Source organism: Pseudoxanthomonas sp. CF125, from assembly GCF_900104085.1.
In the GTDB taxonomy this organism is placed as follows: Bacteria; Pseudomonadota; Gammaproteobacteria; order Xanthomonadales; family Xanthomonadaceae; genus Pseudoxanthomonas_A.
Map to the genome: position 1 here is coordinate 1,852,375 of NZ_FNLD01000001.1, position 26,738 is coordinate 1,879,112.

Below are 26,738 nucleotides of genomic sequence, written 5' to 3' on the forward strand. Positions count from 1 at the left end.
TGAGACATCGCCACGCCGAATTAGTCCGTCGCTACCCTCATCTATCGCATGCGCCCTGCTGCGCGTTTATCCATTCCCTTATCAGCTCCACGCCTTCGCGGTGGACGACCGAGCGCCCCAGTTCCGGCATCATCACCGAAGGGTCGTCGCTGTCCATGCGGAACACCAGTACCGAAGCATCGGCCTGGCCGGGCGCGATGTCGTACAGGCGATTGCCCGTGCCCTTGCCCGCCGCCACCGGTTGTTTGCAGAAACCCAGCTTCAGACGATCGTCGATGGCCGCGTCCAGCCACATGCCGGAAGTGATCGCCGGACCGGTCTGGCTATGGCAGTGGCCGCAGTTGACGTCCAGATAGGCGCGCGCGCGATCTTCGAGCTTGGCGTGAGCGGCGTCCCGCCAATTCGCATTACGCGGCGCCTGGGCGAGATCGGGCGCACCGGTCAGGTAGCCGACGCGTGCGAGATGCGCGATCTGGTTCTCGCTGCCGGCCGCATAGGCGAAATCGCGATTGAGATTGCGCGCCTTCGGTCCGATGGGATGCAGCGCGCGGGTCTTGTTGTCGGTGGCGTGGCAGCTGGCGCACTGGTTCTGGTCGGGAACCTGGTAGTCCACCGCTTCGCGGCCGCCATCGCCGTCCACCAGCTCGAGAGAGATCAGTTCGCCCGCGCGTTTAAGGGTGGCTTCGGTCTGCGCCTCGTTCCAGACATAGGGCATCGCTTCCCAACCCCCTTCGCGGCGAACCAGCAGCCGGGTTTCGATCAGGCGCACTTTCGAAAGATCCAGCGTCTCGTTCTGAAGATCGTCGTTGCCGACGGTGCGCGCCACCGATTTGCCGTCCCACTTCCCGTCGCCGGGCAACGGGTAATAGAACGTCTTGCTGATGATGGTGCCCACCGGAAAGGCGAAACTGTTCTGCGCCGCGTACGACGCGGACTTGCCCTTCGGCATCCAGACCGTGCGCAGCTTGTGCGCATAATCGCTGAACAGCGGCGTATTGAGATCGTACGGCACTACGCCTTCGTTCAAAGACAGACGCCCGTCTTCGACCTTGAGCGTGCGCCACTCGCTCAACGCCTTGGGCTGTCCCTCGGCGAAGAAACGCACGCCGGCGTCTTCGCCTCCGCACGCCGACAGCAGCGACACCAAAGCAAGCAATGCGAAACCGCGAAACTGCATCACCCGACCTCAACCACGCCCCAGATCCACCGCCGGCAGCCGCGGCAGATCGCATTCGAAAGGCTTGGCGTCCTTGCTCGGATTCTTGTAACCGCCAGGACCGTCGGCATTGACCACGCCGCTGACATCGCGCAGACAGATTTCCGGACCCGTAGCGGCCTTGCCATCGACCTTGCGGTCCTTGTTGTAGTAACCGTCCCACAGCACGTCGGGAAAGCTTCCGCCCAGTCCGAACATCGCCACCTTGAGCGCTTTCAGATCCAGCCCGTCGGGCGAATCGCCGCCGCCGCTGACCTTGTTGCCGTGCACGTAGATGCGTTCCGGATACGGATCGAAATCCTTGGCCATGCTGGAATCTTTGTAGCCGGTGGAATACACGCTGGAAATGATGAAGTTGGCGGTGGCGTTATCGGAAATCTCGTTGTCGAAGATCTCCACGTCGTCGTTGGCGTTCACCACCATGCCCGAGCCCGCCGGCACGCTGGCCACCGGCGTGCCCTTGGCGCCGAAATTCTCGGTGTTGTTGGCGATCACCTTGTTGTTGAACACCCGGATGTTGCCGCCCTGCTGGGTCAGGTTGGGCATGTTGAAGACCAGGATGCCGCCGGTGTTCCTGGTCGCCACGTTCTCGTACACGTCGGCGTTGATGGTGTTCTCAATCTCGATACCGGCCACGTTGGATTCGGCGCGGCTGCGGCGCACGATCACGCCGTCGGACTGGCCCACGTAGATGCCGGCGTCGGAGGCGCCGATGGCCACCGAATCCTCGATCAGCACGTTTTTCGTCAGCACCGGATACAGGCCGTAGGCGCCGTTCTTGGTGCTGGGGCCGCCGGTCCACTGCACCTTGACCTTGCGGATGGTGATGTTCTTGGATTCGCTGATCTTCAGGCCATCGCCCTTGGAATCCTCGATGGTCAGGTTCTCGATGGTGAAATCGTCGCCGTTGACCAGCAGGCCTTCGGCGCCGGCTTTCTGGCCCTTGAAACTGAGCACGCTCTTGTCCATGCCCGCGCCGCGAATGGTCACTCCATTGGCACGCAAGGTGAGGCTGCGGTCGAAGGAGAACTTGCCGGCGGGTATCTCGATCACCTCGCCCGGTTTGGCGTCCAGCAGGCGCTCGTGCAGGGTGGCGACGAAACCGGCATCGCCGGCGGCGACAGCCGCGCTTGCCGGCGCGGTCTGGTCTTTCTGGCAAGCGCTCAGCGCCAGCAACAAGGCAACTACCACGACGTGCTGTCGCATCTGGAATCTCCCGGAATATCGGCGGTGGCGGCGCATACGGCCGCGTATCCACACAGAGGTGGTGATGCAGTCTGGTTCGCCATCCTTGACGGGAGTGAGGGCAGGAGCGGCATACTTGGGGGGGCAAAGCGGACAAGCTGGAGGGGCTTCGATGCGCGTCACCACAGACCCGGTCAGCGAAACGCGGCTGGCGGCGGCGGTCATTCCGACCAACATGCTGTGCCATCTGGTGCAGCTGGCGCGCGAGCAGGGAATGGACAGCGCGCCTTGGTTCAAAGGCATGCGCCTGGACCCGCAGGAGATCGACGACCCCGCCACCCGGGTGTCCTATCGCCAGGCCAGCGAGATCGTGGCGCGCGCACTGGCGGCGTTGGCTCAGCCCGATCTGGGGCTGCAGGTGGGCTGCCGGCAGAACGTCGGCAATTTCGGCCTGCTGGGATTGGCCATGAAGACCGCGCCGACCTTCGGCGAAGCGGTTCTGCTGGGCATGACCTACCAGCGCACCACCGGCGCCATGCTGGATATCGACACCGAGACCAGCACCGACGGCGAAGTGGCGATGACTGCGCGCGCGCCGGTCGCCGTACCGGCGATCCTGCCGTTCCTGTGCGAGGAGATGTTCGCCAGCTCGCTGATGGTGGCGCGGGAACTGATCGGCCCCCAGTTCCGCCCTTTGCGGCTGGAGCTGACCTATCCGGCGCCCGCCTATGCCGACAAGTACACGGAACTGTTCCAGTGCGAGTTGCAGTTCGATCGCCCGCGCAACCTGATGGTGATCGACAGCCAATGGATGGCGCTGGAATTTCCCACCTACAACGCGGTCAACGCGCGCCAGGTGCTGGAGCTGTGCCAGCGGCAACTGGCCGATATCGCCTCACCGCAAAGCGAACTGTCGGCGACGGTGGAACGCTTCCTGCGCCAGCACGTGCGCGAGAATCCGCCGCTTTCCGCCATCGCCGGGGTCATGCACCTGAGCGAACGCACGCTGCGCCGTCAGCTGGCCGCCGACGGGATCAGCTTCAGCCGATTGCACGACCGCATCCGCACCGAGCGCGCGCTGGAATTGCTGCACGACCACAACCTGACCATCAGCCAGGTCGGTACCAGCATCGGCTTCGCCGACGCGCGCGAGTTCCGGCGCGCGTTCAAGCGCTGGACGGGGCACACGCCCAGCGAAGCGCGCGAGCAGATGGCGTGAACGGAAAGCAAGTAACCAAGCGTGGGAGCGGCGTCCCGCCGCGAGCTCTTTCCGTGGTCTTGCGACCGGCGCGTAAAGCAGGATCAAAAGCTCGCGGCGGGACGCCGCTCCCACGTTTCCGTCGGGTCAGGCGCGTCGGGGGCGTAGCCCCGACCTACGTCAGAGCACCATCACCGCATCGACTTCGAACACCGCGCCCTTGGGCAGCGCCGATACTTCGACGGTGGACCGCGCAGGAAACGGCGCATTGAAATATTCCTGCATCACCGCATTCACCGCGGCGAACTGGCCCAGGTCGGTGAGGTACAGGCCCAGACGTACGATCTGCGGCAGCGAACCGCCCGCCGCTTCGGCCACCGCCTTGAGATTGTCGAACGCGCGACGGGCCTGCACCGCGATGTCGCCTTCCACCAGATTGCCGGTGGCCGGATCCAGTGGAATCTGGCCGGAGAAATAAACCGTGTTTCCGCTGCGCACCGCTTGCGAATAGGGGCCGATGGCGGCGGGAGCATGGTCGGTCTGGATGATCTGGCGGGTCATGGCGATTCCATAAGCGGGACGTGCACACATTCTATGTAGGAGCGGGCCCTGCCCGCGAGCTTTTGCTTCGGTTGGATGTCGCCAAGAGCTCGCGGGCAGGGCCCGCTCCTACAACCAAGGACGTTATTGCCTTCTGACGCCGTGGACGACGCCCAGGCGGCGCAATCTGCGCATCACTTCGGCCAGATGGTTGCGGTCGCGCACCTGGATGGAGAAACGCAGCACGGCGGCATTGATGTCGCGTTCCAGATACTCCACGCGATCGATGTTGGACTGGCTCTGGGCCACCGCGGCGGCGACCTGGGCCAGTACGCCGGGACGGTTTTCCACATCGATCAGCAGCGAAGCGTCGTAATCGCCGGTGACGTTGGTGTCCCAATCGATGGGGATCCAGCGCTCGGGCGATTTGCGGAACTCGACCACGTTGGGGCAATCCAGGCGGTGCACCACGATGCCCTTGCCGGCGGTGTGATAACCCATGATCTCGTCGCCGGGAATGGGCTGGCAGCAGTTGGCGAAACTGACCACGCCGCGCTCGGTGCCGTTGATCAGGATCTTTTCCTGCGAATGCTTGGAATGGCCGCCGCCGCGCAGCTCGGCATAAGCGGTCAGCGCCTGCGCGGCCTGCGTGGGCATCCAGTTGCCCAGCGCCACGTCGGCCAGGAACGCTTCCAATCGTGGATAGCGGTGCTCGGCCAGGAACGCCTCCAACCGCTGCTGCGGCAAACGCTCCAGCGAACTGTCCAGATCTTCCAGTGCGCGATCCAGCATGCGGTGGCCCAGTTGCACCGCGTCCTCGTGCTCCAGCTGCTTGAGCTGGTGGCGGATGGCGGTGCGCGCCTTGCTGGTGACCACGAATTCCAGCCACTGCGGCTTGGGCAGCGCGGATTTGGCGGTGATGATCTCCACGCTCTGGCCGCTGGCCAGCTTGGTGCGCAGCGGCACCAGCTTCTTGTCCACCCGCGAAGCCACCGCCTGGTTGCCCACGTCGGTGTGCACGGCGTAGGCGAAATCCAGCGCGGTGGAACTGCGCGGCAGCGACAGGATCTTGCCCTTGGGCGTGAACAGGTAGACCTCGTCCGGGAACAGGTCGACCTTCACGTTGTCCAGGAATTCCAGCGACGAACCGGCGGCGCGCTGGTTCTCGATCAGCTCCATGATCCAGGCATGGGCGCGGCTCTGCGCGCTGTTGGGCGTTTGCGCGCCGTACTTGTAGGTCCAGTGGGCGGCGATGCCGCGTTCGGCGATCAGGTCCATTTCCATGGTGCGGATCTGCACCTCGATCGGCGAACCGTAAGGCCCGAACAGTACCGTGTGCAGCGACTGGTAGCCGTTGGCCTTGGGAATGGCGATGAAATCGCGGAAGCGCGCGTCCAGCGGCTTGTACTGCGCATGCACCGATCCCAGCGCCTGGTAGCAATGCGGCACGCTGTCCACCACCACGCGGAAACCGAATACGTCCATCACCTGGTCGAAGCTTTTGCCTTCGCCGTGCATCTTGTTGTAGATGCTCCAGGGCGTCTTGATGCGGCTGACCAGTCGGTGTTCCAGTCCATCGCGGGTCAGGCGCTGCGACAGGTGCGCTTCGATCTGCGCCATCGATTCGCGCCGCACCACCGGCTGGCTGCGGATGTGCTTGTCGATGATGGCGTGGCGCCACGGATACATGGCGCGGAAACCAAGGTCCTGCAGTTCGGACTTGACCAGGTTCATGCCCAGCCGCTGGGCGATGGGCGCGTAGATGTCCAGGGTTTCCTTGGCGATGCGCTTGCGCGCCTCGGGACTCTGCGCGCCCAGCGTGCGCATGTTGTGCAGGCGGTCGGCCAGCTTGATCATGATCACGCGCAGGTCGCGCGACATGGCCAGCAGCATCTTGCGGAAACTCTCGGCCGCCGCTTCCTGGCGGTCGCGGAAATGCAGCTTGTCCAGCTTGGTGACGCCGTCCACCAGCTCGGCGACCGATTCGCCGAAACCTTCGGCGATCTCGGCATGGGTCAGCGGCGTGTCCTCGATGGTGTCGTGCAGGATCGCGGCGATCAGGGTTTCGACATCCAGCCCCAGTTCGGCCAGCACTTGGGCCACGGCAACCGGATGGGTGATGTAGGGCTCGCCCGACTTGCGGGTCTGGCCCTCGTGGGCGGCTGCGCCCACTTCCCAAGCGCGCCGAAGCAGCGGCAGTTGTTCGGCTGGAAGGTAGCTGGCCGCACGCTCCAACTGGCGCAGGTATTCCGGCACCCCGTCGTCCGGGGAGGGAACAGAAGAGACAGTTTTAGCGGGGCGGCTGGGGGACATGCCCCAAGCCTATGCCAGCGGGCATATAACGGCAAATTAATGTGCGATGGCGAAGCAAGGGCAGTTGGTTGCCGTTGCCGGCGATGCTGCTTTAGGAACCCCGTGAGGCGCGGCAAGCGGGACGGGTAAACCCCGCAGGGGCGGCGCACAGGGATGTGCGCCGTTTCCGTAGACACAGGATGTGTCTTACGGAAATTCCCGGCCCGCTTGCGGACCCGGCGGCTTCATCGCCGGGCGCACCGTAGGGCGGCTTTCTTTTGGTTACTTTTCTTTGCCGTTCAAAGAAAAGTGACTCGCGCAGCGCGCGAAACGCTTTTGCTTTGAAGCAAAAGTAAAAGCCAGAGCAAGATCAAGATGGATCCCAGCGTTCGCTGGGATGACGACTGGAGGGGCAGGTCGCGATGAACCATCGCCAGTGATCCCAATATTCCTGAAAAACGAACGGCCCGCTTTCGCGGGCCGTTCGATAAGCAACCGAAGACCGAAAAACCGATCAGTCGTCGCCCTTGGACAGATCGTCGTCGGCGACCACTTCCGCGGCGGCCCATTCCAGCGCCTCGCGCTCGGCGCGTTCGCGCTCGGCCTTCTCGACCCGGTCGATGAGCTCATTGTCGATCTTGCGCGCGGCGATCTCGCGCAGCGCCAGCACGGTCGGCTTGTCGCCGCTCTCGTGATTGTCGATGGTCGGCTCAACGCCGTTGGCCAACTGGCGGGCGCGCTTGGCGGCCATCATGACCAGCTCGAAACGGTTGTCGACGACTTCCAGGCAATCTTCTACGGTGATGCGGGCCATGCGGGCTCCCGGCGACCCGGGGGCCGCGCGATTAATACAGAAAGGGGCGCGGATTGTAGGGCCGGAGCCGGCCGCATGCAAGCATTTGGGTCTTTTCGCCCTTGCTAATCAATAACTTGAGCGCAGAAAGCAACCCCGGCCTGGCTTCCGTGGCGCAAGCGGGACGGTCCAGGACTACCCCAGCAGGGTCTGGATCAGCCCGGCGTGCCGTGCCACCTGGGGCTCCTTGCGCAAACGGCTGGCGGTGAAGATGGCGCACATCTCCTCCACCGCGGTGTCGAAGACCTCATTGACGATGACGTAATCGAATTCGCCGTAGTGGGACATTTCCTCGCGTGCGGCGGCCAGCCGCTGCGCGATCACCGCTTCGCTGTCCTGGCCGCGGTTGCGCATGCGCTGCTCAAGCGCCTCGCGCGAGGGCGGCAGGATGAACACGCTGACCGCGTTGGGCACCTTGGCCCGTACCTGACGCGCGCCTTGCCAATCGATCTCGAGCAGCACGTCCTTGCCGGCATTCAATTGCGGCTCCACCGACTGGCGCGCAGTGCCTTTCCAGTCGCCGTGCACCCGGGCGTACTCGAAGAAATCCTCCGCGTCGATCATGCGCTGGAACTCGTCCTCGCTGACGAAGTTGTAATGCTGCGCGTGGCGTTCACCCGGGCGCGGCTGGCGCGAAGTGAACGAGATCGACAGCGCGATCTGCGCATCGCGCGCCAGCACCGCGTTGACGATGCTGCTCTTGCCGGCGCCCGAGGGCGCGGCGACTACGTAAAGAGTTCCGCGCATGGTCATGACGGGATTGGGGATTGGGGATTGGGGATTGGGGAAAAAATAGATCCGCATGCCACCAGGACAGCCGGAACCCTGAAAAGCCAGCGGCTCTTCCCATTCCCGAATCCCGAATCCCGAATCCCGGCCTTATTCAATGTTCTGCACCTGTTCGCGGATCTGGTCAATCAGCACCTTCAATTCCACCGCGATATTGGTGGTACGCACATCGACCGATTTGGAACCCAGCGTGTTGGCCTCGCGATTGAACTCCTGCAGCAGGAAATCCAGGCGGCGGCCCACCGGCTCGGTCTGCTTCAGCACCCGGCGGATTTCCTTGATGTGGCTGTCCAGACGGTCGAGTTCTTCGTCCACATCGAGTTTTTGCAGCCACAGCACCAGTTCCTGCTCCACGCGTCCCGGATCGGCCGCCTGGGCCAGGTCCGCCAAGCGCGCGTCCAGCTTCTGACGCTGGCCGGCGCGGATGACCGGAATCAGTTCGCGCACCTCGGCCGCGCGCGCGGCCAGTGCATCGACCCGCTCCCTGATCGCCACCGCCAGCTTTTCGCCCTCGCGCTCGCGCGCGCCGACGAACTGGTCCAGCAGCGTATCCAGCAGCGCCAACGCTTCGGCTTGCAGAACCTCGGCATCGGTCGAACGCGCCTGCAGCACGCCCGGGTATTGCAGCAGGTCGATGAACTCGGTGCGCAGCGCCGGGAAGCGCGCGGTCATGTCCAGCGCCAGTTCGGACAACTGTCTCACCAGCGTTGCATTCAGTTGCAGTCCGCCCTCGCCTTCGGGCGAACGCAGGCGCAGCGAGAAATCCAGCTTGCCGCGGGCGATGCGCGCGGAGATGCGCTCGCGCAGCGCCGGTTCCAGCACGCGCAGCTCTTCGGGCAAACGCAGGCCCAGCTCCAGGAAGCGGTGGTTCACCGCCCGCAATTCGCACGCCAGGGTGCCGCCCTCGGTGGCGCGCTCGGCGGTGGCGTAAGCGGTCATGCTGCGGATCATGGTCAAGGCCGGGCCGTGCTGCGGGAGGCGAATGGTAACCTAGCCCGCCCTTTTTACGGATTCGCGCATGACCGTCGTTCGCCCCAGTGGCCGCCTCCCCGAGCAGATGCGCGAAGTAAGCATCCAGCGCGGCTACACCCGCCATGCCGAGGGCTCGGTACTGGTGTCTTTCGGCGAGACCCGGGTGCTGTGCACGGCCAGCGTGGAGAACCGCGTGCCGGGCTTCCTGCGCGGCAAGGGCGAAGGCTGGGTCACCGCCGAGTACGGCATGCTGCCGCGCTCCACCCATACCCGCAGCGACCGCGAAGCCTCGCGCGGCAAGCAGGGCGGGCGCACCCTGGAAATCCAGCGCCTGATCGGCCGCGCGCTGCGCGCCTGCGTGGACCGCAACGCCCTGGGCGAACGCACCATCACCCTGGACTGCGACGTGCTGCAGGCCGACGGCGGCACCCGCACCGCCGCCATCACCGGCGCGTACGTGGCGCTGGTCGATGCGGTCAACTGGCTGAAGGCCAGGAACGAAATCAAGCGCGATCCGATCCACGGCGCAGTGGCCGCGGTGTCGGTCGGCATCTATCGCGGCGTGCCGGTGCTGGACCTGGACTACCCGGAAGACAGCGACTGCGATACCGACATGAACCTGGTGATGAACGACGGCGGCGGCTTCATCGAGCTGCAGGGCACCGCCGAAGGCCACGCGTTCCGCCGCGACGAACTCAACGACCTGCTGGCGCTGGGCGAGAAAGGCATCGGCGAATTATTCGCCGCGCAGCGCGCCGCATTGGCGCTATGACCCCAAACGTGGGAGCGCCGTCTCGGCGCGAGCTCCTGGGGTTCGGCGAGAAAGAGCTCGCGCCGGGACGGCGCTCCCACGGCACTCTGACATTGCAATCGACGCCATGAAACAAACCCTCAGCCTCATCACTCTGGTCGTAGACGACTACGACACCGCCATCGCCCACTACACCGGCGCGCTCGGCTTCACGCTGCTGGAAGACACCGACCTGGGCAACGGCAAGCGCTGGGTCCGCGTGGCGCCACCGGGCAGCAGCGAGACCGGCCTGTTGTTGGCCAAAGCCAGCGACGACGCCCAGCACGCGCGCATCGGCGACCAGACCGGCGGACGCGTGGGATTCTTTCTGCAGACCGACGATTTCTGGCGCGATCACCGTGCCATGACCGGCAAAGGCGTGGAGTTCCTGGAAACGCCACGCGAGGAGGACTACGGCACCGTAGCCGTGTTCCGCGACCGTTACGGCAACAAGTGGGATTTATTGGAATTGAAAGCATGAGACTGGTACTGGCCTCCTCCAATCAGGGCAAGCTGCAGGAACTGCGCGAACTGCTGGCGGGCGACGCCATAGAACTGCTGGCCCAATCCGACCTGGGCGTCGAGGACGCCGACGAAACCGGCAGCACCTTCGTGGAGAACGCGCTGATCAAGGCGCGCCACGCGGCGCAAGTCACCGGTCTGCCGGCCCTGGCCGACGATTCCGGCATCTGCGTGGACGCGTTGAAAGGCGCGCCCGGTCTGTATTCGGCGCGCTACGCCGGCGAGCACGGCAATGCCTCGCGCAATATCGACAAGTTGCTGGAGGTGCTGGGGGAAATCCCCGACGACCTTCGTACCGCGCATTTCTACTGCGTGCTGGTGCTGTTGCGCCATCCCGACGATCCGCAGCCGCTGATCGTGGAAGGCCAATGGAACGGCCGCATCCTGCACGAGCGTCATGGCAACGGCGGACATGGCTACGATCCGGTGTTCTTCGATCCGCTTCATGGCCAGTCCGCGGCCGAAATGGAGCCAGGACTGAAGAACCGGCTGAGCCATCGCGGCCAGGCCCTTGCGCTGTTGCGCGAACGCCTGCGATCGGCGCTAGGGTAGGCCTTCTTGGGACAGGCATGATGTTCGTGGTGATTTGGGAATACGCGGTACGCCCGGGATCGGAATCCGCTTTCGAGGCCCTGTACGGCCCGCAAGGGGCGTGGGTCGCGCTGTTCCGCGAGTATTCCGGCTACCTGGACACCGAACTGCTGCGCAGCCACGAAGCCGGCGCCTACCTCACCATCGACCGCTGGCTCAGCGAAGCGCACTACGATGCGTTCCAGCGCGCCGCCGCGCCGCGTTATGCGGAAATCGACGCACTGGGCGATACGCTGACCCTGGACGAATGCCGCATCGGCCGCTACACCGTCCCATGATGATCCCGCCTCCGCTGTCGCTGTACGTGCACTTGCCATGGTGCGTGCGCAAATGTCCGTACTGCGATTTCAATTCGCATGAAGGCAAAGGCACGCTGCCTTTCGCCGGTTATGTGGATGCGCTGATCCGCGACCTGGACCAGGATCTGCCACTGGTATGGGGGCGCAGCATCCACTCGGTGTTCTTCGGCGGCGGCACGCCCAGCCTGTTCCCGCCCGAGCAGATCGACCGTTTTCTGCAAACCGCCAGCAGCCGGCTGCGCTTCGCGCCGAATCTGGAGGTCACCCTGGAAACCAATCCGGGCACCGCCGAACACGGACGCTTCGATAAATACCGCGAGGCCGGCGTCAACCGTATCAGTTTCGGTATCCAGAGTTTCGACGACGGCTGCCTCAAGCGCCTGGGCCGCATCCACGACAGCGCCGAGGCCGAGCGCGCGGTGAAGCTGGCGCAGGACGCGGGCTTCGACAATTTCAACCTGGATCTGATGTACGCGCTGCCCGGCCAGGATCTGGCGATGGCCGAATACGATCTGCAGCGCGCCTTCGCCCTGCAGCCTGCGCATATTTCGCATTACCAGTTGACCCTGGAACCGAACACGATGTTCTTCGCCCGGCCGCCCAAGGGCCTGCCCGACGACGACAGCGCCTGGGACATGCAGGAACGCTGCCAGGCCCTGCTGGCCGATGCTGGCTACGCGCAATACGAAGTCAGCGCCTACGCGCGGCCCGGACGGCAGTGCGCGCATAACCTCAACTACTGGCGTTTCGGCGATTACCTGGGCATCGGCGCGGGTGCGCACGGAAAGCTCACGCTGGGCGCGGAGCAGGACATCCTGCGGCGCTGGAAGACCAAGCATCCGACCGCCTATCTGGCCGAAGCCGGCACTGCGCAATCGCTGGGCGGCGACGAACGCATCGCGCCCGGGCGGCGTCCGTTCGAGTTCATGCTCAATGCGCTACGGCTCAACGAAGGGTTCGCACTGGCCGATTTCGAAGCCTGGACCGGCCTGCAGCGCGATCGCATTGCCGCCCCCCTGGCGCAGGCCGGCGTACGCGGCTGGGTGGCGGTCGCGGGCGACCGGGTGGTGCCCACCGAACTTGGCCGCCGCTTCACCAATGATGTGGTGGAACTGTTCCTGGAACCGTAGCCCTGCAGCGGTAACCAGAGCTACAGACCCGCCCCCCCGCCGCGCTGGCCGCTGGGGAATGTGTTAAAACCGGCATCAGGGGAGTCAATCAACAATGTCCAGCGTACCGCCCGCCCTGCCTTCGTCCATGCCGGCAACGATCGCGCAAGCGTCGTCGCTGCCGCCACGCGTGCGCAAGATCCTGGGCGTCTTTTTCGGCCGGGTCTCTCTGGATCTGAGCGAACGCATCGGCCAGATGCTGGTCGAATCCGAACAACAGCTGTTCAAGCTGGCCGAACGCGCGCGCAGCAACGAAAAGCAGGCCGAGCAATTCGCCAACCTGCACGGGTTGCGCAAGAGCCGCGCCGACCTGCTGCCGATGTTCCTGGCCGGACTGGAAGGCGAGTTCGCCGCCATCCGCCTGCCGCGCGCCGTGCCGGCCAAGGACGCGCACGAGCGCATCGAATACCAGACCATGACCCTGGTCGAAGACGCGGAGATGGACCAGGACATCGTGCTGCGCGAAATCGCCCGGCGCCACGACGCGCGTGCGCGTACGCCGCTCTATCTCATGGGCCAGCGTTTCGGGGTACTGGCCGGTTCGCCCGCGTTCGACGCCGCGCAGCTGCCGGTCGGGCCGCAGACCTTGTGCAAAGTGCTGCGCGCTTCGGTCGCCGCGGCTTTCAAGATCGACCTGGATTCGCAGCTGCTGCTGTACAAGGCCTTCGATCAGAAGGCATTGGCCGATTACCTCGGCTGGATGGAGATACTCAACACCCTGCTGGCCCAGCAAGGCGTGCTGCCGGGCCTGGTCTTTGCGCCGCAACGCGCGCGCAGCGACGAGGGAAATCGCAGGCCTGGCCATAGCGGCCCCCACCCATCGGAAGGCGCGTCGCGTCCCATGACCGATTGGTACGGGCATTCCTCGCCTTCGGCCTGGTCGGCGTTCGGTCAGCAGGCCATGGCCTCGGCCGTTGCCGCGCCGGTTTCCGGCCATGCCGACGCGGCGCAGGCCATCCCGGGTATCGGCAATGCCGCCGCAGAGCAGGCGAACAGCGATGCGTCTTCTTTCGCCACCTTGCAGCAACTGCTGCAAGGGCGCCGTGCGGCGATGTCGTCTGGTTCGACGGGACCGGCATCGACGGGTCCTGCCGGACAGGCCGGCGCCAGACCGTCAGGCGCCGCAGTCGCTTCTTTCGCGACCGGGACACACGCAACCGGCACCCCGCTTCCCACCCACGACGTACTGAGCTCGCTGCGTTCGTTGCAGGCCGCCCCGGTGGCGGCCGAACCCGGCCAGCCGCGCCGCACCATGCTGGACGTGCAGAAGGCCATGCTCGCGCAGGTCCGCGAACAGCATGGCCCGCAGGCGGCGCTGGTGCAGCAGGACGCCGACACCTTCGAACTGCTCGGCCTGCTGTACAACGAAATCGAACGCGAAGTGCAGCGCGACGCGCCTGCGGTTGATCTGCTGGTGCGGCTGCAGGTGCCGGTGGCGCAGGCGGCGTTGCACGATCGCGAATTCTTCCTGCGCCCCCAGCATCCGGCACGCGAGCTGCTGAACTCGGTGGCCGAATCCGGCGCCGCTTGGCTGGGCGAAGACGACGCGGACCCGCAGCTGCTGCAGAAACTGCACCATGCCGTGAATCGGGTGGTCACCGATTACAACGGCGACGACGAGGTGTTCGAGAGCGTCAACAACGATGTGCAGGCGCACTTCCGCGCGATGGCGCGCAAAGCCGAAGTCACCGAGCGGCGGCACGTGGAAGCCGCGCGCGGCAAGGACCGTCTTGAGATCGCCAAGCAGCGCGCCGCAGAAACCATCGATACCGCGCTGCACGGACAGGTGCCGCCGAAATTCGTCCAGGCCCTGTTGAACCAGGCCTGGGCCGACGTGCTCACGCTGACCCAGCTGCGCAACGGCCAGGATTCGGAGGAATGGCGCGAACAGGTGGAACTCACCCAGCGTATCGCCAAGGCCACCAGCGGCGCCAGCGAAGCGGAAGGCGCCACGTTGACCGATGGCGAACTCACCCCGAAGATCGAAGCGGCTTTGTCGCAAGTGGGCTACCACCCAGACGAAGCGGCGGCCATCGCCCGACGCTTGTCCAGCGCCGAGGACGACGAGGCCACTTCGCGAACCGAGCTTACCGCACGCCTCAAAGCCCGCGCCCGCCTGGGCGAACAGGTGGAGGCTCCAAAGAAGAAGCACATCGAGCGCACGCCGAAGGAACAGGAGTGCCACGACTACCTGCGCACGCTGCCGTTCGGTACCTGGTTCGAGTTCGTCAAGAACCAGCAGGGCGACGTCACCCGCCAGCGCCTGTCCTGGTACAGCCCGGTCACCGACCACGCGCTGTTCGTCAACCAGCGCGGCCAGCGCATCGGCGAGCAGTCGATGGACAGCCTGGCGCGGCTGATGGCGCTCGAGCAGGTGCACGTGGTCACCCAGGACAAGGGCCGCCTGATCGATCGCGCCTGGCGCGCCACGGTCAGCGCGCTGCGCAGTTTCACCAGCGCCCCCGCGACGGGCCAGGGAGCGAACGCATGAGCAACGATTCGCGCCGCAACCAGCGCCGCAATGTGCACGAGCCGGTGATGGTGGTCGACACCATGTCCGAGCAGATCATCGGCCGGTTGGGCAATCTTTCCGAATCGGGCATGCTGCTGGTGGCCAACGCGCCTTTGGTGGAGGACGCGCTGTACCAGCTGCGGTTCGAGATCGCCGACCCCAGCGGGCGGGCGATCGCGATCGACGTGGGCGCGCACCTGATCTGGGTAGGCAGCGCCAATACGCCCGGCCAGAGCTGGGCGGGCCTGCGTTTCCTGACCATCGACGAAGGCCAGCTGTCGATGCTGCGCGATTGGATCGCGCGCCCCGAAGCAAGGTCGTAGGTCGGGGCTACGCCCCCGACGCGCGAGAACTCAACTCCGCCGCGTCGGGGGCGTAGCCCCGACCTACGGCGCGGAAACGCCAATTGCGGCAGAATTGCGGGAGTCCAGACGAGTAGCCGCAATGACCCAGCCCGACTTCAACGCCCTGTACGCCGACCACCTGGCCACGATGAAACAGCGCGCGGACGAGGCTTTATCGCGCGGCGGCTTCGACCATCTGGTCGTGCCCAGCGGCACCCAGCACTACCAGGTCTTCGACGACCGCGATTACCCGTATGCGGTCAACCCGCAGTTCAAGGCTTGGCTGCCGCTGACGCGCGTGCCCTACAGCTGGCTGGTGTACACATCTGATACAAGCCGGCCGGGCCAGCGCCCCCAGGTGATCTTCTACCAGCCTTTCGACTATTGGCATGTGGTGCCCGACGCGCCCAGCGGCTGGTGGGTGGAGCATTTCGACATCCACATCATCCGCAAGCCGGAAGAAGCGCTGGCGCTGCTGCCCAAACCGGCCGCGCGCTGCGCGATCCTGGGCGAGCCGCAGAGCGCGCTGGGCGACTACGCTCCCAATAACCCGGCAGCAGTAGTGGATTACCTGGAGTACCAGCGCTCCTACAAGACCCCGTACGAAATCGCACTGATGCGCGAAGCCCAGCACCTGGCCGTACGCGGCCATCGCGCGGCCGAAGCCGCTTTCCGCGAAGGCAAGAGCGAGTTCGCCATCCACATGGACTATTGCGGCGCCGTGGGCCAGGACCTGGGCGAACTTCCCTACAACAACATCGTGGCTTTGAACGAACACGGCGCGGTGCTGCACTACACCGAGCTGGGCCGTACCGCGCCCGCTCCCTCGCGCAGCTTCCTGATCGATGCCGGCGCCAGCTTCCACGGCTACGCCAGCGACATCACCCGCACCTACGCGGCCGACAAGTCGGGCGAGTTCCAGGCGATGATCGATGCGGTGGACCGCGCGCAGATCGAAATGGGCAAGGGCGTGCGCGCCGGCGTCGATTACAAGCAACTGCACATCGATGCGCACCTGGCTTTGATGGGCATCCTCAAGGATTTCGGAGTGATCAGGGTTTCTCCCGAAGCCGCTCTGGAAACCGGCGTCAGCGCCGCCTTCTTCCCGCACGGCCTGGGCCATCCCATCGGCCTGCAGGTGCACGATGTGGCCGGCTTCGCCGAAAGCGACCGCGGCGGCAAGATTCCGCGCCCGCCCGGACACCCGTACCTGCGCATGACGCGCGTGCTGGAGCCGGGCATGGTGGTGACTATCGAACCGGGTCTGTATTTCATCGACATGCTGCTGGACGAAGTGAAGAAGAACGGTTACGCCGACAGCGTGGATTGGGAACGCGTGAGTACGTTCCGCCCCTATGGCGGCATACGCATCGAGGACGAGGTGATGTGCACGCAGGGCGATGCGGACAACCTGACCCGGCCTGCGTTTGCGGCCGCGGCCTGAGCCGACGACGATCAGGAACGTTCTATTCGTATGCAGCCGCAACCGGCTGCGCAGTCCGACCGCCGAACAGGTGTTCGCGTCGTGGCCGGGCATCGAAACCGCTTCGGCAGGCATCAATCGCGATGCGGACAACCCGGTGACACCGGAACTGTTGCAGTGGGCCGATCTGATCCTGGTCATGGAACGCGCGCATCGCTCGAAACTGTCGGCGAAGTTCAGCGCGCAACTGGCCAGCAAGCGCATGGTCTGCCTGGAAATCCCGGATGACTTCGACTACATGGAACCGGCGCTGGTGGAGCTGCTGAAAGCCCGTGTTCCCAGGTATCTGCCTGCCTCATAAAGCGGCTTCAGCGACAGGGTGACCTTGTCCGAAAACGGCGAGCTTCGGGTCCAGGCAGGCCATAGTCTGGAGGCCTTCCAACAACCGGAATGCCTCATGAAAATTCAACCGCCACGCATCGCCACTTTGCTCCTTGTGCTGGCCCCGTTCGCGGCGCAGGCTTCGGAAAGCGACGACATCGCCGCCGTCGCCGCGCTGGACACGCAGTACCAGGCCGCCGTGAAAGCCAACGATGCCGCCGGCATGGCGAAGATACTCGCCGACGATTTCATCCTGGTCATCGGCAACGGAACGGTGTCGACCAAGGCGGATCTGCTGAAGGAAGCCGAGGACCACATCCGCGAATACACGCACCAGGAAGACAGCGAGCAGACCGTGCGTGTGTGGGGCGATACCGCGGTGGTCACCGCCAAGCTGTGGATGCAGGGCACGAACAAAGATGGTACGCCGTTCGACTACCAACTGTGGTTCAGCGATACCTATGTGCGCACGAAGGACGGTTGGCGCTACGTGTTTGGACAGGCTTCGTTGCCGCTGCCAAAGAGCCCATGATCACAGAAGAAATTTCGGCCTCTCTTTCAATTCATTCCGCGACGATATGATTGGCGATATTCATCGAATAGCCTTGAAGAACGCCGTCAAAGAAGTCACGGATATGGATCCTTTGGGTCCAGACAGAGATAAACAACGCCAATAGGATCAAGGTTGTTTTCTGCTTCTTAAGATTGAGCATATTCATAGAACTTCATTCGTGGGAGCAGCCAATCCTTGTAAACCAATTGAGCGCACGCTTCGGAGCAAGTTCTTCTATCTTCTTGATGAAAAGCTAGCTGCCAGACACGTCCGGCAGCTAGCACAGACAAACTAACGAACTTTCCGACTCCGCTTCAAGATGCAGATCGCTGCGGCAACGAAAGCGACGCCAAGCTGCCAGTAAGCATGTGGAAGAAGGCGGCCTATGAGCGATATAACCCCAGATATCGACAGGAATATTGCGGTGTAACAAAGGTAAGAAGCTCGATTCTTGTCCATTGCGCGATATCTCGACTTATCAATGCTGCGCGTATTGAAGCGTACCCAGTCCACATGCGGTGCCAGTGCCGATCGTGTTGACGACACCAAGGAATGTGAGAGCCGTACCGACTCCAGGAATCAACGCCGCCAAGGTAAGAGCCGCGCTGGTAGATGCATTAGGGTTGGTGTAGCTCATACACCTTTCAAAATAAGTGGAAGCGTTCGGACTTCCGAGCGGTGGTGTACCGCCATAACCACCATCGACCACCGAAATTTCATTGCTTGATAAATTACGCATATGCATTCTCCATTCTTATTTTCAATGCGGCCATCATTAGCCAACACCGCTGAAGCTTTCAGCGACTAAATGATCGACATGCTTCGATGCTAAATGCAACTCACAATTGCCGGAGTCACCGCCAGGCATGTTGGCATTACTGTGAGCGATGGCACGCACACGCGACGAATTGAGTATTCGATCGCTATGCATTGGCGATAATCGGCCGAGCAGTAACAGTCGTAATTTATGACGTCACCCGCATATAACGCTGTACTCGATCCGCGCACCTATTCTTCCGGCTCAGCGGCTGCGCGGCTCCTTTTAGCCATCAGAGCTTCAATCTCATCCGCACTCCGCGCCAGCTTATCGGTCAGCACGCGATTTCCATCCGCAGTGATCAGCACGTCGTCCTCGGTACGGATACCAATGCCGCGCCACTTCGCATCGACCGTGGTGTCGTCGGACGACACATAAAGGCCGGGCTCGATGGTGAACACCATGCCCGGTTCCAACAGGCGCGATTCTCCGGCCAGGCGGTATTCGCCCACATCGTGCACATCCAGGCCCAGCCAGTGGCCGGTCTTGTGCCGGTAGAAGCGGCGGTACTGGCCGCTGGCGATATTCTTTTCCAGCTTTCCCTTCAACAGACCGAGTTGCAGCAGGCCTTCGGTCAAGGTTTCCACCGCAGCGTTGTGGCCGGCTTCGTAAGGCACGCCCGGTCTGGCCTGCGCCAAGGCGGCCGCCTGCGCGGCGCCGACCAGATCGTGCAGCGCGCGCTGCGCTTTGCTGAAACGGCCGTCGACCGGAAAGGTGCGGGTGATGTCCGACGCATACCCGCGGAACTCGGCGCCGGCATCGATCAGCACCAGATCGCCTTCGGCGGCGCGCGCGTTGTTGGCGCGGTAGTGCAGCACGCAGGCATTGGCGCCGGCGCCGACGATGCTGCCGTAAGCCGGCCAGGCGTCGTTGGCGCGGAACACGCGCTCCAGGTCGGCCTGCAGCTCGTATTCGTGGATACCGGGGCGGCACGCGCGCATCGCCGCTTCATGCGCCTGTACGCTGATATCGGCCGCGCGCTGCATCAGCTTCAGTTCGTCCTTCGACTTGAACAGACGCAGCTCGTGCAGCAGATGGCCCAACTCCAGGAATTCGTGCGGCGGCTGCGCGCCGTGACGGACCTGTTCGCGCACGCGGTTGACCCAGCCGATCAGCTTGAGATCGAACTCGGCGTCGCGGCCGAAGTGGTAATAGACGCGCGAGCGGCCTTCCAGCAACCCGGGCAGGATCTCGTCGAGGTCCTCGATGGGATAGGCGTCGTCCATGCCGAACTGGTCGACCGCCCCTTCCTGGCCCGCGCGTGGGCCGTCCCAACCCTCGCGTTCAAGATCGCGTTCCCGGCAGAACAGCAACGCCTCGCCGTGCTTGCGGCCCGGCACCAGCACCAGCACCGCTTCGGGCTCGTTGAATCCGCTGAGGTACCAGAAGTCCGAATCCTGGCGGTACGGGTAATGCGTGTCGTGGCTGCGTACGCGCTCCGGCGCGGCGGCCAGGATCAGGATCGCGTCGTCGGTGGACATCCGCATCAGCTGTTTGCGTCGCCGCGCGAACTCGGCGGCGGCGATGCCCGTCGACGCTTTCATCAGTTCAGGCTCTGGCGATGGCGCGGCGCCAGTACGCAGTCCCCATGCAGCAGCAGAACCGCGACGCGGACGAATTCCTCGATCTCGGCCAGCGCATGCTCGTCTTCGTCATCGTCGCTGCTCTCCGGCGCCGCCTGGGCCAGCCGCGCCAGATCGTGCAGGGCTTCCTCCGCTTCCTCGGACAACGGCGGATGCGCGCCCGCCGCCAGACCGAAACCGCCGAGAAACCCGCGGCACCAGTCGAACAGCGCATCGGCGCGCGCGTTGAGCGAATCGTCTATTTCCGGCAGCAGCAGTTCGAAGCCGAAACCGCGGTCGTCCAGCTGGGCGACGCTGGCTTTGCGCAATTGATCCAGCGCACTGTCCGCTTCCGGCGCCGGCAGACTGTCGTCGGCCAGCACGCGCGCCGGCCAGTTCGCCGCATTTTCGCCGCCGCCGGACAACCAGCCGCACAACGCGCCATGCAACTCGGAAGGTTCCGCGGCCAGCCCGGCGCGCCGGGAAGCCTGGGCCACATCATCGATGAGGGGGAGCTCGGCCATTCAACGTATTCCGTAAAGCAATTCGGACAGCGACAGCCCGGGCGGAAAGTGTAGCAACGAAAACCCGTGCGGACCGCTTGTTGTCCGGTCCTCGGCGTGCCTACACTCGCCAATCCGCCGGCCGCATTCCGCGCGGCGAGGACCCGCAGACCCCGTCATGCCATTCGCTTCCGCCGCCGTTACGGTCGCAACCGCCATACCGTCAGCCCCTCCGGGCGCGCGGATGGCCGCGATAGGGGTGGCGTTGCTGGTGTTGGCGGTGGTGCTGGCGATCGCGGCGCAGCGCTACTGGCAGTCCAGGCAGCGGCAAACCTTCGAGCCGCCCAGGACCGAGTCGCAGCGCGAGCGCGACGAGCACCTGAAACTGGCGCTGTGGGCCTCGGGCGAGCATTTCTGGGACTACGACCTGATCAGGCGCCGCCTGCACCACATGCGCGCGGACGAAAGCACCGCGCATTCGGCGGAAATCACCGTGCTGACCCGGCAGGGCGACGTCCCGCCCATCCATGAACTGGATCTGCCGCTGGTGATGGAACAACTGCGCAGCCATCTGCAGGGCGAAACTCCCTTGTTCATGTCCGAACACCGCATGGACCTGAGCGGCAACGGCACTTGGGCCTGGGTGCGCGCGCGCGGCCGCGTGGTCGAACGCGACCTGCAGGGACGGCCGCTGCGCATCGCCGGCACCGCGCGCGACATCACCGCCAGCCGCAACGCCGAATACGAGCACCGTATCGCCAGCGAAGTGATGCGCAGCATGAGCGAAGCGGTGGCGGTGCTGGACTGGGACTACAACTTCATCGCCGTCAACCAGGCCTTCACCCGCATCACCGGCTACGCCGATGCCGAAGTCATCGGCAAACCCGTGGAGATGCTGGACAGCAGTCAGCAGGATGCCGCGTTGCACGAGCGCATGCGCGAGGACATCGGCCGCGACGGCCGCTGGTCCGGCGAGATGTGGCGGCTGCGCAAGGACGGCGAGGAAATCCTCTGCAAGGTCGAGACCAACGTAGTGCCCGACGCCAGCGGCCAGCGCAATCTGTACGTGCAGGTGCTCAACGACATCACCGAACAGAAGCGCGCCGAACAGGAACTGCGCTACCTGGCCAACTACGACACCCTCACCAGTCTTCCCAACCGCTCGCTGCTGTCCGAGCGCCTGTCGCGCGCCATCGTGCGGGCGCGTCGCGAGAACGGCAAAGTCGCCGTACTGTTCATCGACCTGGACCGTTTCAAGGACATCAACGACTCCCTGGGCCATGCCACCGGCGACCGCATCCTGCGCGCCGCCGCCGCGCGCGTGCAGCAGACCGTGGGCGCGCAGCACACCGTGGCGCGGCTGAGCGGCGACGAATTCACCGTGGTGCTGGAAGACGTGGGTTCGATGGAGGACGCGGAAACCGTCGCCCAGCAGATCATCGACGCCTTCATGCTGCCGCTCAGCTTCGGCGAGCGCCTGGAACTGTCGGTATCGCCTTCCATCGGCATCAGTCTGTATCCGGACCACGCCCAGGTGCCCACCGACCTGTTGAAGCACGCCGATACGGCCATGTACCAGGCCAAGGCCGCCGGACGCCACACCTACCAGGTGTATTCGGAAGCGATGGACGAGAAAACCCGCCACCGCGCGATCCTGGCCAGCGCCTTGCGCAGGGCTCTGGAACGCGACGAACTCACCCTGGTGTTCCAGCCGCGCCTTTCCCTGGCCAAGCACCGCATCACCGGAGTCGAGGCGCTGCTGCGCTGGCAAAGCAAGGACTTCGGCGAGGTTTCGCCCGGCCAGTTCATTCCGCTGGCCGAGGAATCGGGCCTGATCCTGGAAATCGGCGCCTGGGCGCTGCGGCAGGCGCTGACCACGGTGCACGGCTGGCACCAGCAAGGCCTGCCCGGCCTGACCGTGGCGGTCAATGTCTCGGCGCTGCAATTGCAGCGCGGCGATCTGTCCGACGTGGTGGCGCGCATCCTGGCCGAGACCGGAGTGTCCGCCCACTGCCTGGAACTGGAATTGACCGAAAGCGTGATCATGGCCAATCCCGAAAAGAATGCCGACACCCTGCGCGCGTGCCGCCGGCTGGGCGTGTCGCTGGCCATCGACGACTTCGGCACTGGTTATTCCTCGTTGGCCTACCTCAAGCGCCTGCCGCTGACCACGCTGAAGATCGACCAGGAGTTCGTAGGCGACCTGACCCACGACACCGATGACGAAGCCATCACCAGCACCATCATCAACATGGGCCACTCGCTGTCGCTCAACGTCATCGCCGAAGGCGTGGAAACCGCCGCCCAGCTGCAGTTCCTGCGCGACCACGGCTGCGACGAGATCCAGGGCCACTGGATTTCCCACGCCCTGCCTCCGGACGCCTGCCTGCGCTTCATCCGCGAGTACGGCATGGGCCACGAGATCGCGGTCGCTTCCTGAGCGCGGCGTCGCTCGGAGCGGCGCGTGGGTGGGAGCGGCCCGTGGGAGCGGCGTCCCGCCGCGAGCTCTGAGCTATGCCGATGGTTTCCTGCGTCTTTCAGATTTAAGACCGCAAAAGCTCGCGGCGGGACGCCGCTCCCACGCACCGCTCCCACAAGCTTTCACGACGTTCCAGCCTGCTCCTGCAGCCGCAGCTTGACCGCCTGCCCGGCGCACCCCTATCGTGGCCGTATGGACAACGACGCCATCGAACAGCTCCGCACCCTGGCCGCGCGCGTGCAGGCGCTGGTCGAACGTTGCCAACGCCTGGCGGACGAAAACCGCAGCCTGCGAACCCAGCAGGAACAACTGGTCGGCGAGCGCTCGCAGTTGCTGGCCAAGAACGAACAGGCGCGTTCGCGCGTGGAAGCCATGATCACTCGCCTGAAGTCGCTGGAGCAGCACACATGAGCGCCGGCAGCGAACCGGTCAGCGTGCACATCCTGGACCGCGAATACACCGTGGGCGTGGAAGCGGGCGAGCGCAGCAGCCTGATGGCTGCGGCCAAACTGCTGGACAGCAAAATGCGCGAGGTGCGCGGCGGCAACAAGATGGCGGCGGTGGACCGCGTGGCGGTGCTGGCCGCGCTCAATCTGGCCCACGAATTGCAGCAGCTGCGCGACGAACGCAGCGCGCGCGACCGCGAGCTTTCCACCACGCTGGACGATCTGCACCGCAGGCTGGACAGCGTCCTGGAATCGCCGCGCTGATCCTGTTTCACGGTCGCTCGCCGCTGCGTGGAACAAACACGATCACGACGATGCACACTGCAGAATGAATTTCGACCGACGAACGGACTTTGCATTTCCGGCGACGTCGCTATACTGGCCTCCGCATCCTCTGCCGTGAACGACGGCGTGCAAAACATTCGCCTTGTCCCTTAAATACGACCACGGGAAGGGAACGGAAGCCAGGAGTGCATGTCCGCCTCGCAGCGGAAAGCCCGAAGGCCCCCAACTCTTCCCACTTGAACCCCGGGTTCAAGGTCGTTTCGCAAGCATCGTCATGGCGGAGGATGTATTTCTTCCTCGCATGAGCAGTGGCCTCCCTGTTCATCGCGATTCGACGGGTCTCCGTCGAATTGGTAATCCGGTTGGCAATCCGGGCCTCCGATCGCGCCATCCGTCCGGCACGGCGCACCTCTTCGTTTCTGGTTTTCCGCTACGGCATTCGGCCGTCAGGCCCGGCTTGGCTTAGAATTCCGCACATGAATTTTCCTGCGCGGCTTGCCCCATGATTCCGGACCGCGCCCGCCTGCGCACCGAGCTGCGTTCGCAGCGCCGCGCCATTCCCGCCCCGCAACGCATCGCCGCGGCCGACGCGCTGGCCAATCGCCTGCTCTCGCTCGCTTTCGCGCCTACTTCCGGCTACGTCGCCGGGTACTGGGCGATGGATGGCGAGATCGCATTGCACAGTTGGCAAGTACGCCTGCCGCGCGCACTGGTCTATTGCCTGCCCGTGCTGCATCACGAAAACCAGCTGCGGTTCGCGCCGTGGCGGCCGGGCGACGCGCTGGTGACCAATCGCTTCGGCATTCCGGAACCGGACGTGGAGCCAGCCTCTGCACTGCCGCCCGAAGCGATGTCGCTGGTGGCCATGCCCTTGGTCGGATTCGATGGCGCCGGCCGCCGTCTGGGCATGGGAGGCGGCTGGTACGATCGCAGCTTCGCCTTCCGCAACGCCTCGATGCCGCCGCCCTGGCTGGTCGGCGTGGGCTTCGACGCGCAACGCATCGACCGGCTCGCCGCCGAAGCCTGGGACGTGCTGCCCGACGCGATCTGCACCGAAACCGAAACCCTGCTGGCCGAGCCCCATGAGTACGAAGCCCCATGAGTAGCCGCAAACGCTATTGGCTGATGAAGTCCGAACCGGACGCCTTCTCCATCGACGACCTGCAGAAGGTAGGCGTGGAACCCTGGAACGGCGTGCGCAATTACCAGGCGCGCAACCATATGCGCCAGATGCAGGTCGGCGACGGCGTGCTGTTCTACCACTCCAGCTGCGCGGTGCCCGCAGTCGTGGGCATCGCCAAGGTGGCGAGCGTGGCGTATCCGGACCCTACCCAGTTCGATCCCAAGTCGGACTACTTCGACGCCAAGAGCACGCGCGAGGAACCGCGCTGGTCGCTGGTCGATGTCGCTTTCGAGCGCAAGCTCAAGCGCGCGATCCCGCTGGAAGAGATCAAGCAGCACGCCGATGCGCTGGGCGAAGGCTTCGCACTGACCCAGCGCGGTTCGCGCCTGTCGGTATCGCCGGTCAGCGCGGCGCAGTGGAAGCTGCTGCTGTCGCTGGAATGAATCACCCCTCCCTGTAGGAGCGGGCCCTGCCCGCGACAGGCTCTACCGGTAAGGCTTCGTCGCGGGCAGGGCCCGCTCCTACAGTTGCAGATACGATCAACAGGAAATCCGACATGTCGCAGAACGAAGCAAAACGCCTGGCCGCCGAAAAAGCCATCGAGTACGTGGAAGACGGCATGATCGTCGGCGTCGGCACCGGCTCCACCGTGGCCTTCTTCATCGACGCGCTGGCCCGGATCAAGCACCGCATCGCCGGCACCGTCTCCAGCTCCGACCAGAGCACCGAACGCCTGCGCGCGCACGGCATCGAGGTGATGGAGCTCAACAACACCGGCGATCTGGCCCTGTACGTGGACGGCGCCGACGAATGCGACCCGCACAAGCGCCTGATCAAGGGCGGCGGCGCGGCGCTGACCCGCGAGAAGATCATCGCCGAGGCCAGCGCGAAGTTCGTCTGCATCATCGACCCGATCAAGCAGGTGCCGGTGCTGGGCAAGTTCCCGCTGCCGGTGGAAGTGATCCCGATGGCGCGCAGCCTGGCCGCGCGGCGGATATTGGCGCTGACCGGTGGCCAGCCGGTGTGGCGCGACGGCGTGGTCACCGACAACGGCAACGTGATCATCGACGTGCACGGGCTGGCCATCGTCGATCCGGTGGCCATGGAGCGCGAGTTGTCGCAGATCCCGGGCGTGGTCTCGGTGGGCCTGTTCGCGCGCCGCCCGGCCGACGTGGTGATCATCGGCGGCGAGCCGCCGCGGGTGTTGTAGGTCGGGGCTACGCCTCCGACGCCACAGGCCGGAGTAAGCCGCCAACAGCGCTCCTGCTGACACTCTGGAGCTTTATTTGCTTACAAACAGAGCAAAAGCAAATCCCCCGTAAGCCCCCTTTTCCAAAGGGGGCAAAGCGGATTCAAGTCTTGGACAACGCCTTGACCAATTCGCCCACCAACTCGCGCCGCTTGGGCGGCAATGCCAGGAACGCTTCGATCACCTGACGCTCGCGCGCCCCGGTCCCGCTTGGCCAGGCTGCCTGCGTCTCGGCCACCCGGTGTTTGGAATCCTTGCCGAAACGCAGCACCTGCGGCTCGATGCCGAACAGGGCCGCCAGCACCTGCAGCTTGTCCTGCTCGGGCATGGAATGCCCGTTCAACCAGCGCGAAGTGGTTTGGAAACTCACAGAACGGCCACGATATTTGGCATTGAACAAACGGAACAGCACCGCCGGACGCGGCTCATAGCCGAGTGTCCGCATCGCTTCGGCCAGCCGTTGGGAAAACTGTTGTCGCTCGTCGCTCATGACAAGGGAAGTTACTGGTGCACATGACCCCCTGATTCACATTTAATGTTCATTGACATGAACTTATTATGTTAATACAGTGATTCCAAGGCGATAATGACGGGACGCCCTGCCTCGTATTCCCCGTCGGTGTTGGCCATGCCATGCCGGATTGG

At 64.5% G+C, this 26,738-nt stretch carries 28 protein-coding genes and 1 other RNA gene; 18 read left to right on the forward strand and 11 right to left on the reverse strand.

What is annotated here, in order from left to right; translation table 11 throughout:
* Positions 1-37 precede the first annotated feature (37 nt).
* Both BLR66_RS08300 and BLR66_RS08305 read right to left on the reverse strand, forming a co-directional pair.
* The gene (locus BLR66_RS08300; protein ID WP_093283113.1) at positions 38-1,177 is read right to left on the reverse strand and encodes an SO2930 family diheme c-type cytochrome; all 1,140 of its coding nucleotides are present in this window, start codon (positions 1,175-1,177) and stop codon (positions 38-40) included.
* Between the two features lie 9 nt (positions 1,178-1,186).
* Positions 1,187-2,422 (reverse strand): parallel beta-helix domain-containing protein, encoded by a 1,236-nt coding sequence (locus BLR66_RS08305; RefSeq protein ID WP_093283119.1) that lies wholly within the window; start codon positions 2,420-2,422, stop codon positions 1,187-1,189.
* Positions 2,423-2,573: 151 nt separating this feature from the next.
* Between BLR66_RS08305 and BLR66_RS08310 the strand changes: the two genes are divergently transcribed.
* A complete protein-coding gene (locus BLR66_RS08310) occupies positions 2,574-3,620 on the forward strand; it encodes an AraC family transcriptional regulator (protein ID WP_218119607.1) in 1,047 nt (348 codons plus the stop codon).
* A gap of 159 nt (positions 3,621-3,779) precedes the next feature.
* Here the strand turns inward: BLR66_RS08310 and BLR66_RS08315 are convergent, their stop codons facing one another.
* The 5 genes from BLR66_RS08315 to BLR66_RS08335 form a co-directional block, all read right to left on the reverse strand.
* Positions 3,780-4,160 carry a RidA family protein gene (locus tag BLR66_RS08315; protein WP_093283122.1) on the reverse strand — a complete coding sequence of 127 codons (381 nt, stop codon included), beginning with the start codon at positions 4,158-4,160 and terminating at the stop codon, positions 3,780-3,782.
* 123 nt (positions 4,161-4,283) lie between these two features.
* The gene (locus BLR66_RS08320) at positions 4,284-6,452 is read right to left on the reverse strand and encodes a RelA/SpoT family protein (protein WP_093283126.1); all 2,169 of its coding nucleotides are present in this window, start codon (positions 6,450-6,452) and stop codon (positions 4,284-4,286) included.
* A gap of 493 nt (positions 6,453-6,945) precedes the next feature.
* Positions 6,946-7,245 (reverse strand): DNA-directed RNA polymerase subunit omega, encoded by a 300-nt coding sequence (gene rpoZ / locus BLR66_RS08325; RefSeq protein ID WP_093283131.1) that lies wholly within the window; start codon positions 7,243-7,245, stop codon positions 6,946-6,948.
* A gap of 174 nt (positions 7,246-7,419) precedes the next feature.
* The gene (gene gmk, locus BLR66_RS08330; protein WP_093284586.1) at positions 7,420-8,031 is read right to left on the reverse strand and encodes a guanylate kinase; all 612 of its coding nucleotides are present in this window, start codon (positions 8,029-8,031) and stop codon (positions 7,420-7,422) included.
* Between the two features lie 132 nt (positions 8,032-8,163).
* Positions 8,164-9,024 (reverse strand): YicC/YloC family endoribonuclease, encoded by an 861-nt coding sequence (locus BLR66_RS08335; RefSeq protein WP_093283135.1) that lies wholly within the window; start codon positions 9,022-9,024, stop codon positions 8,164-8,166.
* Between the two features lie 67 nt (positions 9,025-9,091).
* On the opposite strand from BLR66_RS08335, the gene rph reads away from it, so the two are divergent.
* The 10 genes from rph (at position 9,092) to BLR66_RS08385 (ending at position 17,608) form a co-directional block, all read left to right on the forward strand.
* Positions 9,092-9,817 (forward strand): ribonuclease PH, encoded by a 726-nt coding sequence (rph, locus tag BLR66_RS08340; protein ID WP_093283139.1) that lies wholly within the window; start codon positions 9,092-9,094, stop codon positions 9,815-9,817.
* Positions 9,818-9,923: 106 nt separating this feature from the next.
* Positions 9,924-10,316, forward strand: coding sequence for a VOC family protein (locus tag BLR66_RS08345; protein WP_093283143.1), 393 nt, complete (start codon positions 9,924-9,926; stop codon positions 10,314-10,316).
* Positions 10,313-10,909, forward strand: coding sequence for an RdgB/HAM1 family non-canonical purine NTP pyrophosphatase (gene rdgB, locus BLR66_RS08350; RefSeq protein ID WP_093283150.1), 597 nt, complete (start codon positions 10,313-10,315; stop codon positions 10,907-10,909). The genes BLR66_RS08345 and rdgB overlap by 4 nt, the downstream gene beginning before the upstream one ends.
* Before the next feature lie 20 nt (positions 10,910-10,929).
* The gene (locus BLR66_RS08355) at positions 10,930-11,226 is read left to right on the forward strand and encodes an antibiotic biosynthesis monooxygenase family protein (RefSeq protein WP_176943798.1); all 297 of its coding nucleotides are present in this window, start codon (positions 10,930-10,932) and stop codon (positions 11,224-11,226) included.
* On the forward strand, positions 11,196-12,377 hold the full coding sequence (hemW, locus tag BLR66_RS08360; RefSeq protein ID WP_093283157.1) for a radical SAM family heme chaperone HemW: 1,182 nt from the start codon (positions 11,196-11,198) through the stop codon (positions 12,375-12,377). Before BLR66_RS08355 ends, hemW begins: the two co-directional genes overlap by 31 nt.
* A gap of 94 nt (positions 12,378-12,471) precedes the next feature.
* The gene (locus tag BLR66_RS08365) at positions 12,472-14,907 is read left to right on the forward strand and encodes a DUF1631 domain-containing protein (RefSeq protein WP_093283160.1); all 2,436 of its coding nucleotides are present in this window, start codon (positions 12,472-12,474) and stop codon (positions 14,905-14,907) included.
* Positions 14,904-15,251: a PilZ domain-containing protein gene (locus BLR66_RS08370; RefSeq protein ID WP_093283164.1), complete on the forward strand. Its 348-nt coding sequence runs from the start codon at positions 14,904-14,906 to the stop codon at positions 15,249-15,251. Before BLR66_RS08365 ends, BLR66_RS08370 begins: the two co-directional genes overlap by 4 nt.
* A gap of 121 nt (positions 15,252-15,372) precedes the next feature.
* Positions 15,373-16,716, forward strand: coding sequence for a Xaa-Pro dipeptidase (pepQ, locus tag BLR66_RS08375; protein ID WP_093283168.1), 1,344 nt, complete (start codon positions 15,373-15,375; stop codon positions 16,714-16,716).
* 10 nt (positions 16,717-16,726) lie between these two features.
* Positions 16,727-17,056 (forward strand): low molecular weight protein tyrosine phosphatase family protein, encoded by a 330-nt coding sequence (locus BLR66_RS08380; protein WP_093284590.1) that lies wholly within the window; start codon positions 16,727-16,729, stop codon positions 17,054-17,056.
* Positions 17,057-17,152: 96 nt separating this feature from the next.
* Positions 17,153-17,608: a YybH family protein gene (locus tag BLR66_RS08385; protein WP_093283171.1), complete on the forward strand. Its 456-nt coding sequence runs from the start codon at positions 17,153-17,155 to the stop codon at positions 17,606-17,608.
* Between the two features lie 499 nt (positions 17,609-18,107).
* On the opposite strand, the gene BLR66_RS18865 is transcribed toward BLR66_RS08385, so the two are convergent.
* The 3 genes from BLR66_RS18865 to BLR66_RS08395 form a co-directional block, all read right to left on the reverse strand.
* Positions 18,108-18,368, reverse strand: coding sequence for a hypothetical protein (locus tag BLR66_RS18865; protein WP_143014588.1), 261 nt, complete (start codon positions 18,366-18,368; stop codon positions 18,108-18,110).
* 269 nt (positions 18,369-18,637) lie between these two features.
* A complete protein-coding gene (gene pepP / locus BLR66_RS08390; protein ID WP_093283176.1) occupies positions 18,638-19,990 on the reverse strand; it encodes a Xaa-Pro aminopeptidase in 1,353 nt (450 codons plus the stop codon).
* Positions 19,990-20,532, reverse strand: a complete 543-nt coding sequence (locus tag BLR66_RS08395) for a UPF0149 family protein (RefSeq protein WP_093283180.1) — start codon at positions 20,530-20,532, stop codon at positions 19,990-19,992. Before BLR66_RS08395 ends, pepP begins: the two co-directional genes overlap by 1 nt.
* Positions 20,533-20,689: 157 nt before the next feature.
* Between BLR66_RS08395 and BLR66_RS08400 the strand changes: the two genes are divergently transcribed.
* From BLR66_RS08400 to rpiA, 7 genes are all read left to right on the forward strand, one after another.
* Positions 20,690-22,951: a putative bifunctional diguanylate cyclase/phosphodiesterase gene (locus BLR66_RS08400; RefSeq protein ID WP_255402346.1), complete on the forward strand. Its 2,262-nt coding sequence runs from the start codon at positions 20,690-20,692 to the stop codon at positions 22,949-22,951.
* Positions 22,952-23,182: 231 nt separating this feature from the next.
* Positions 23,183-23,401 (forward strand): TIGR02449 family protein, encoded by a 219-nt coding sequence (locus BLR66_RS08405; protein WP_093283188.1) that lies wholly within the window; start codon positions 23,183-23,185, stop codon positions 23,399-23,401.
* Positions 23,398-23,700, forward strand: a complete 303-nt coding sequence (locus tag BLR66_RS08410) for a cell division protein ZapA (protein ID WP_093283192.1) — start codon at positions 23,398-23,400, stop codon at positions 23,698-23,700. Before BLR66_RS08405 ends, BLR66_RS08410 begins: the two co-directional genes overlap by 4 nt.
* A gap of 124 nt (positions 23,701-23,824) precedes the next feature.
* Positions 23,825-24,009, forward strand: a non-coding RNA gene (gene ssrS, locus BLR66_RS08415) — 6S RNA.
* A gap of 214 nt (positions 24,010-24,223) precedes the next feature.
* Complete coding sequence (locus BLR66_RS08420) at positions 24,224-24,823, forward strand: 5-formyltetrahydrofolate cyclo-ligase (RefSeq protein WP_093283197.1); 600 nt, start codon at positions 24,224-24,226, stop codon at positions 24,821-24,823.
* A complete protein-coding gene (locus BLR66_RS08425; RefSeq protein WP_093283202.1) occupies positions 24,820-25,287 on the forward strand; it encodes an EVE domain-containing protein in 468 nt (155 codons plus the stop codon). The genes BLR66_RS08420 and BLR66_RS08425 overlap by 4 nt, the downstream gene beginning before the upstream one ends.
* A 113-nt stretch (positions 25,288-25,400) precedes the next feature.
* Positions 25,401-26,054, forward strand: coding sequence for a ribose-5-phosphate isomerase RpiA (gene rpiA / locus BLR66_RS08430; RefSeq protein WP_093283206.1), 654 nt, complete (start codon positions 25,401-25,403; stop codon positions 26,052-26,054).
* 142 nt (positions 26,055-26,196) lie between these two features.
* Here rpiA and BLR66_RS08435 read toward each other — a convergent pair whose 3' ends face one another.
* Positions 26,197-26,583 (reverse strand): hypothetical protein, encoded by a 387-nt coding sequence (locus tag BLR66_RS08435; protein ID WP_093283210.1) that lies wholly within the window; start codon positions 26,581-26,583, stop codon positions 26,197-26,199.
* Between the last annotated feature and the right edge of the window lie 155 nt (positions 26,584-26,738).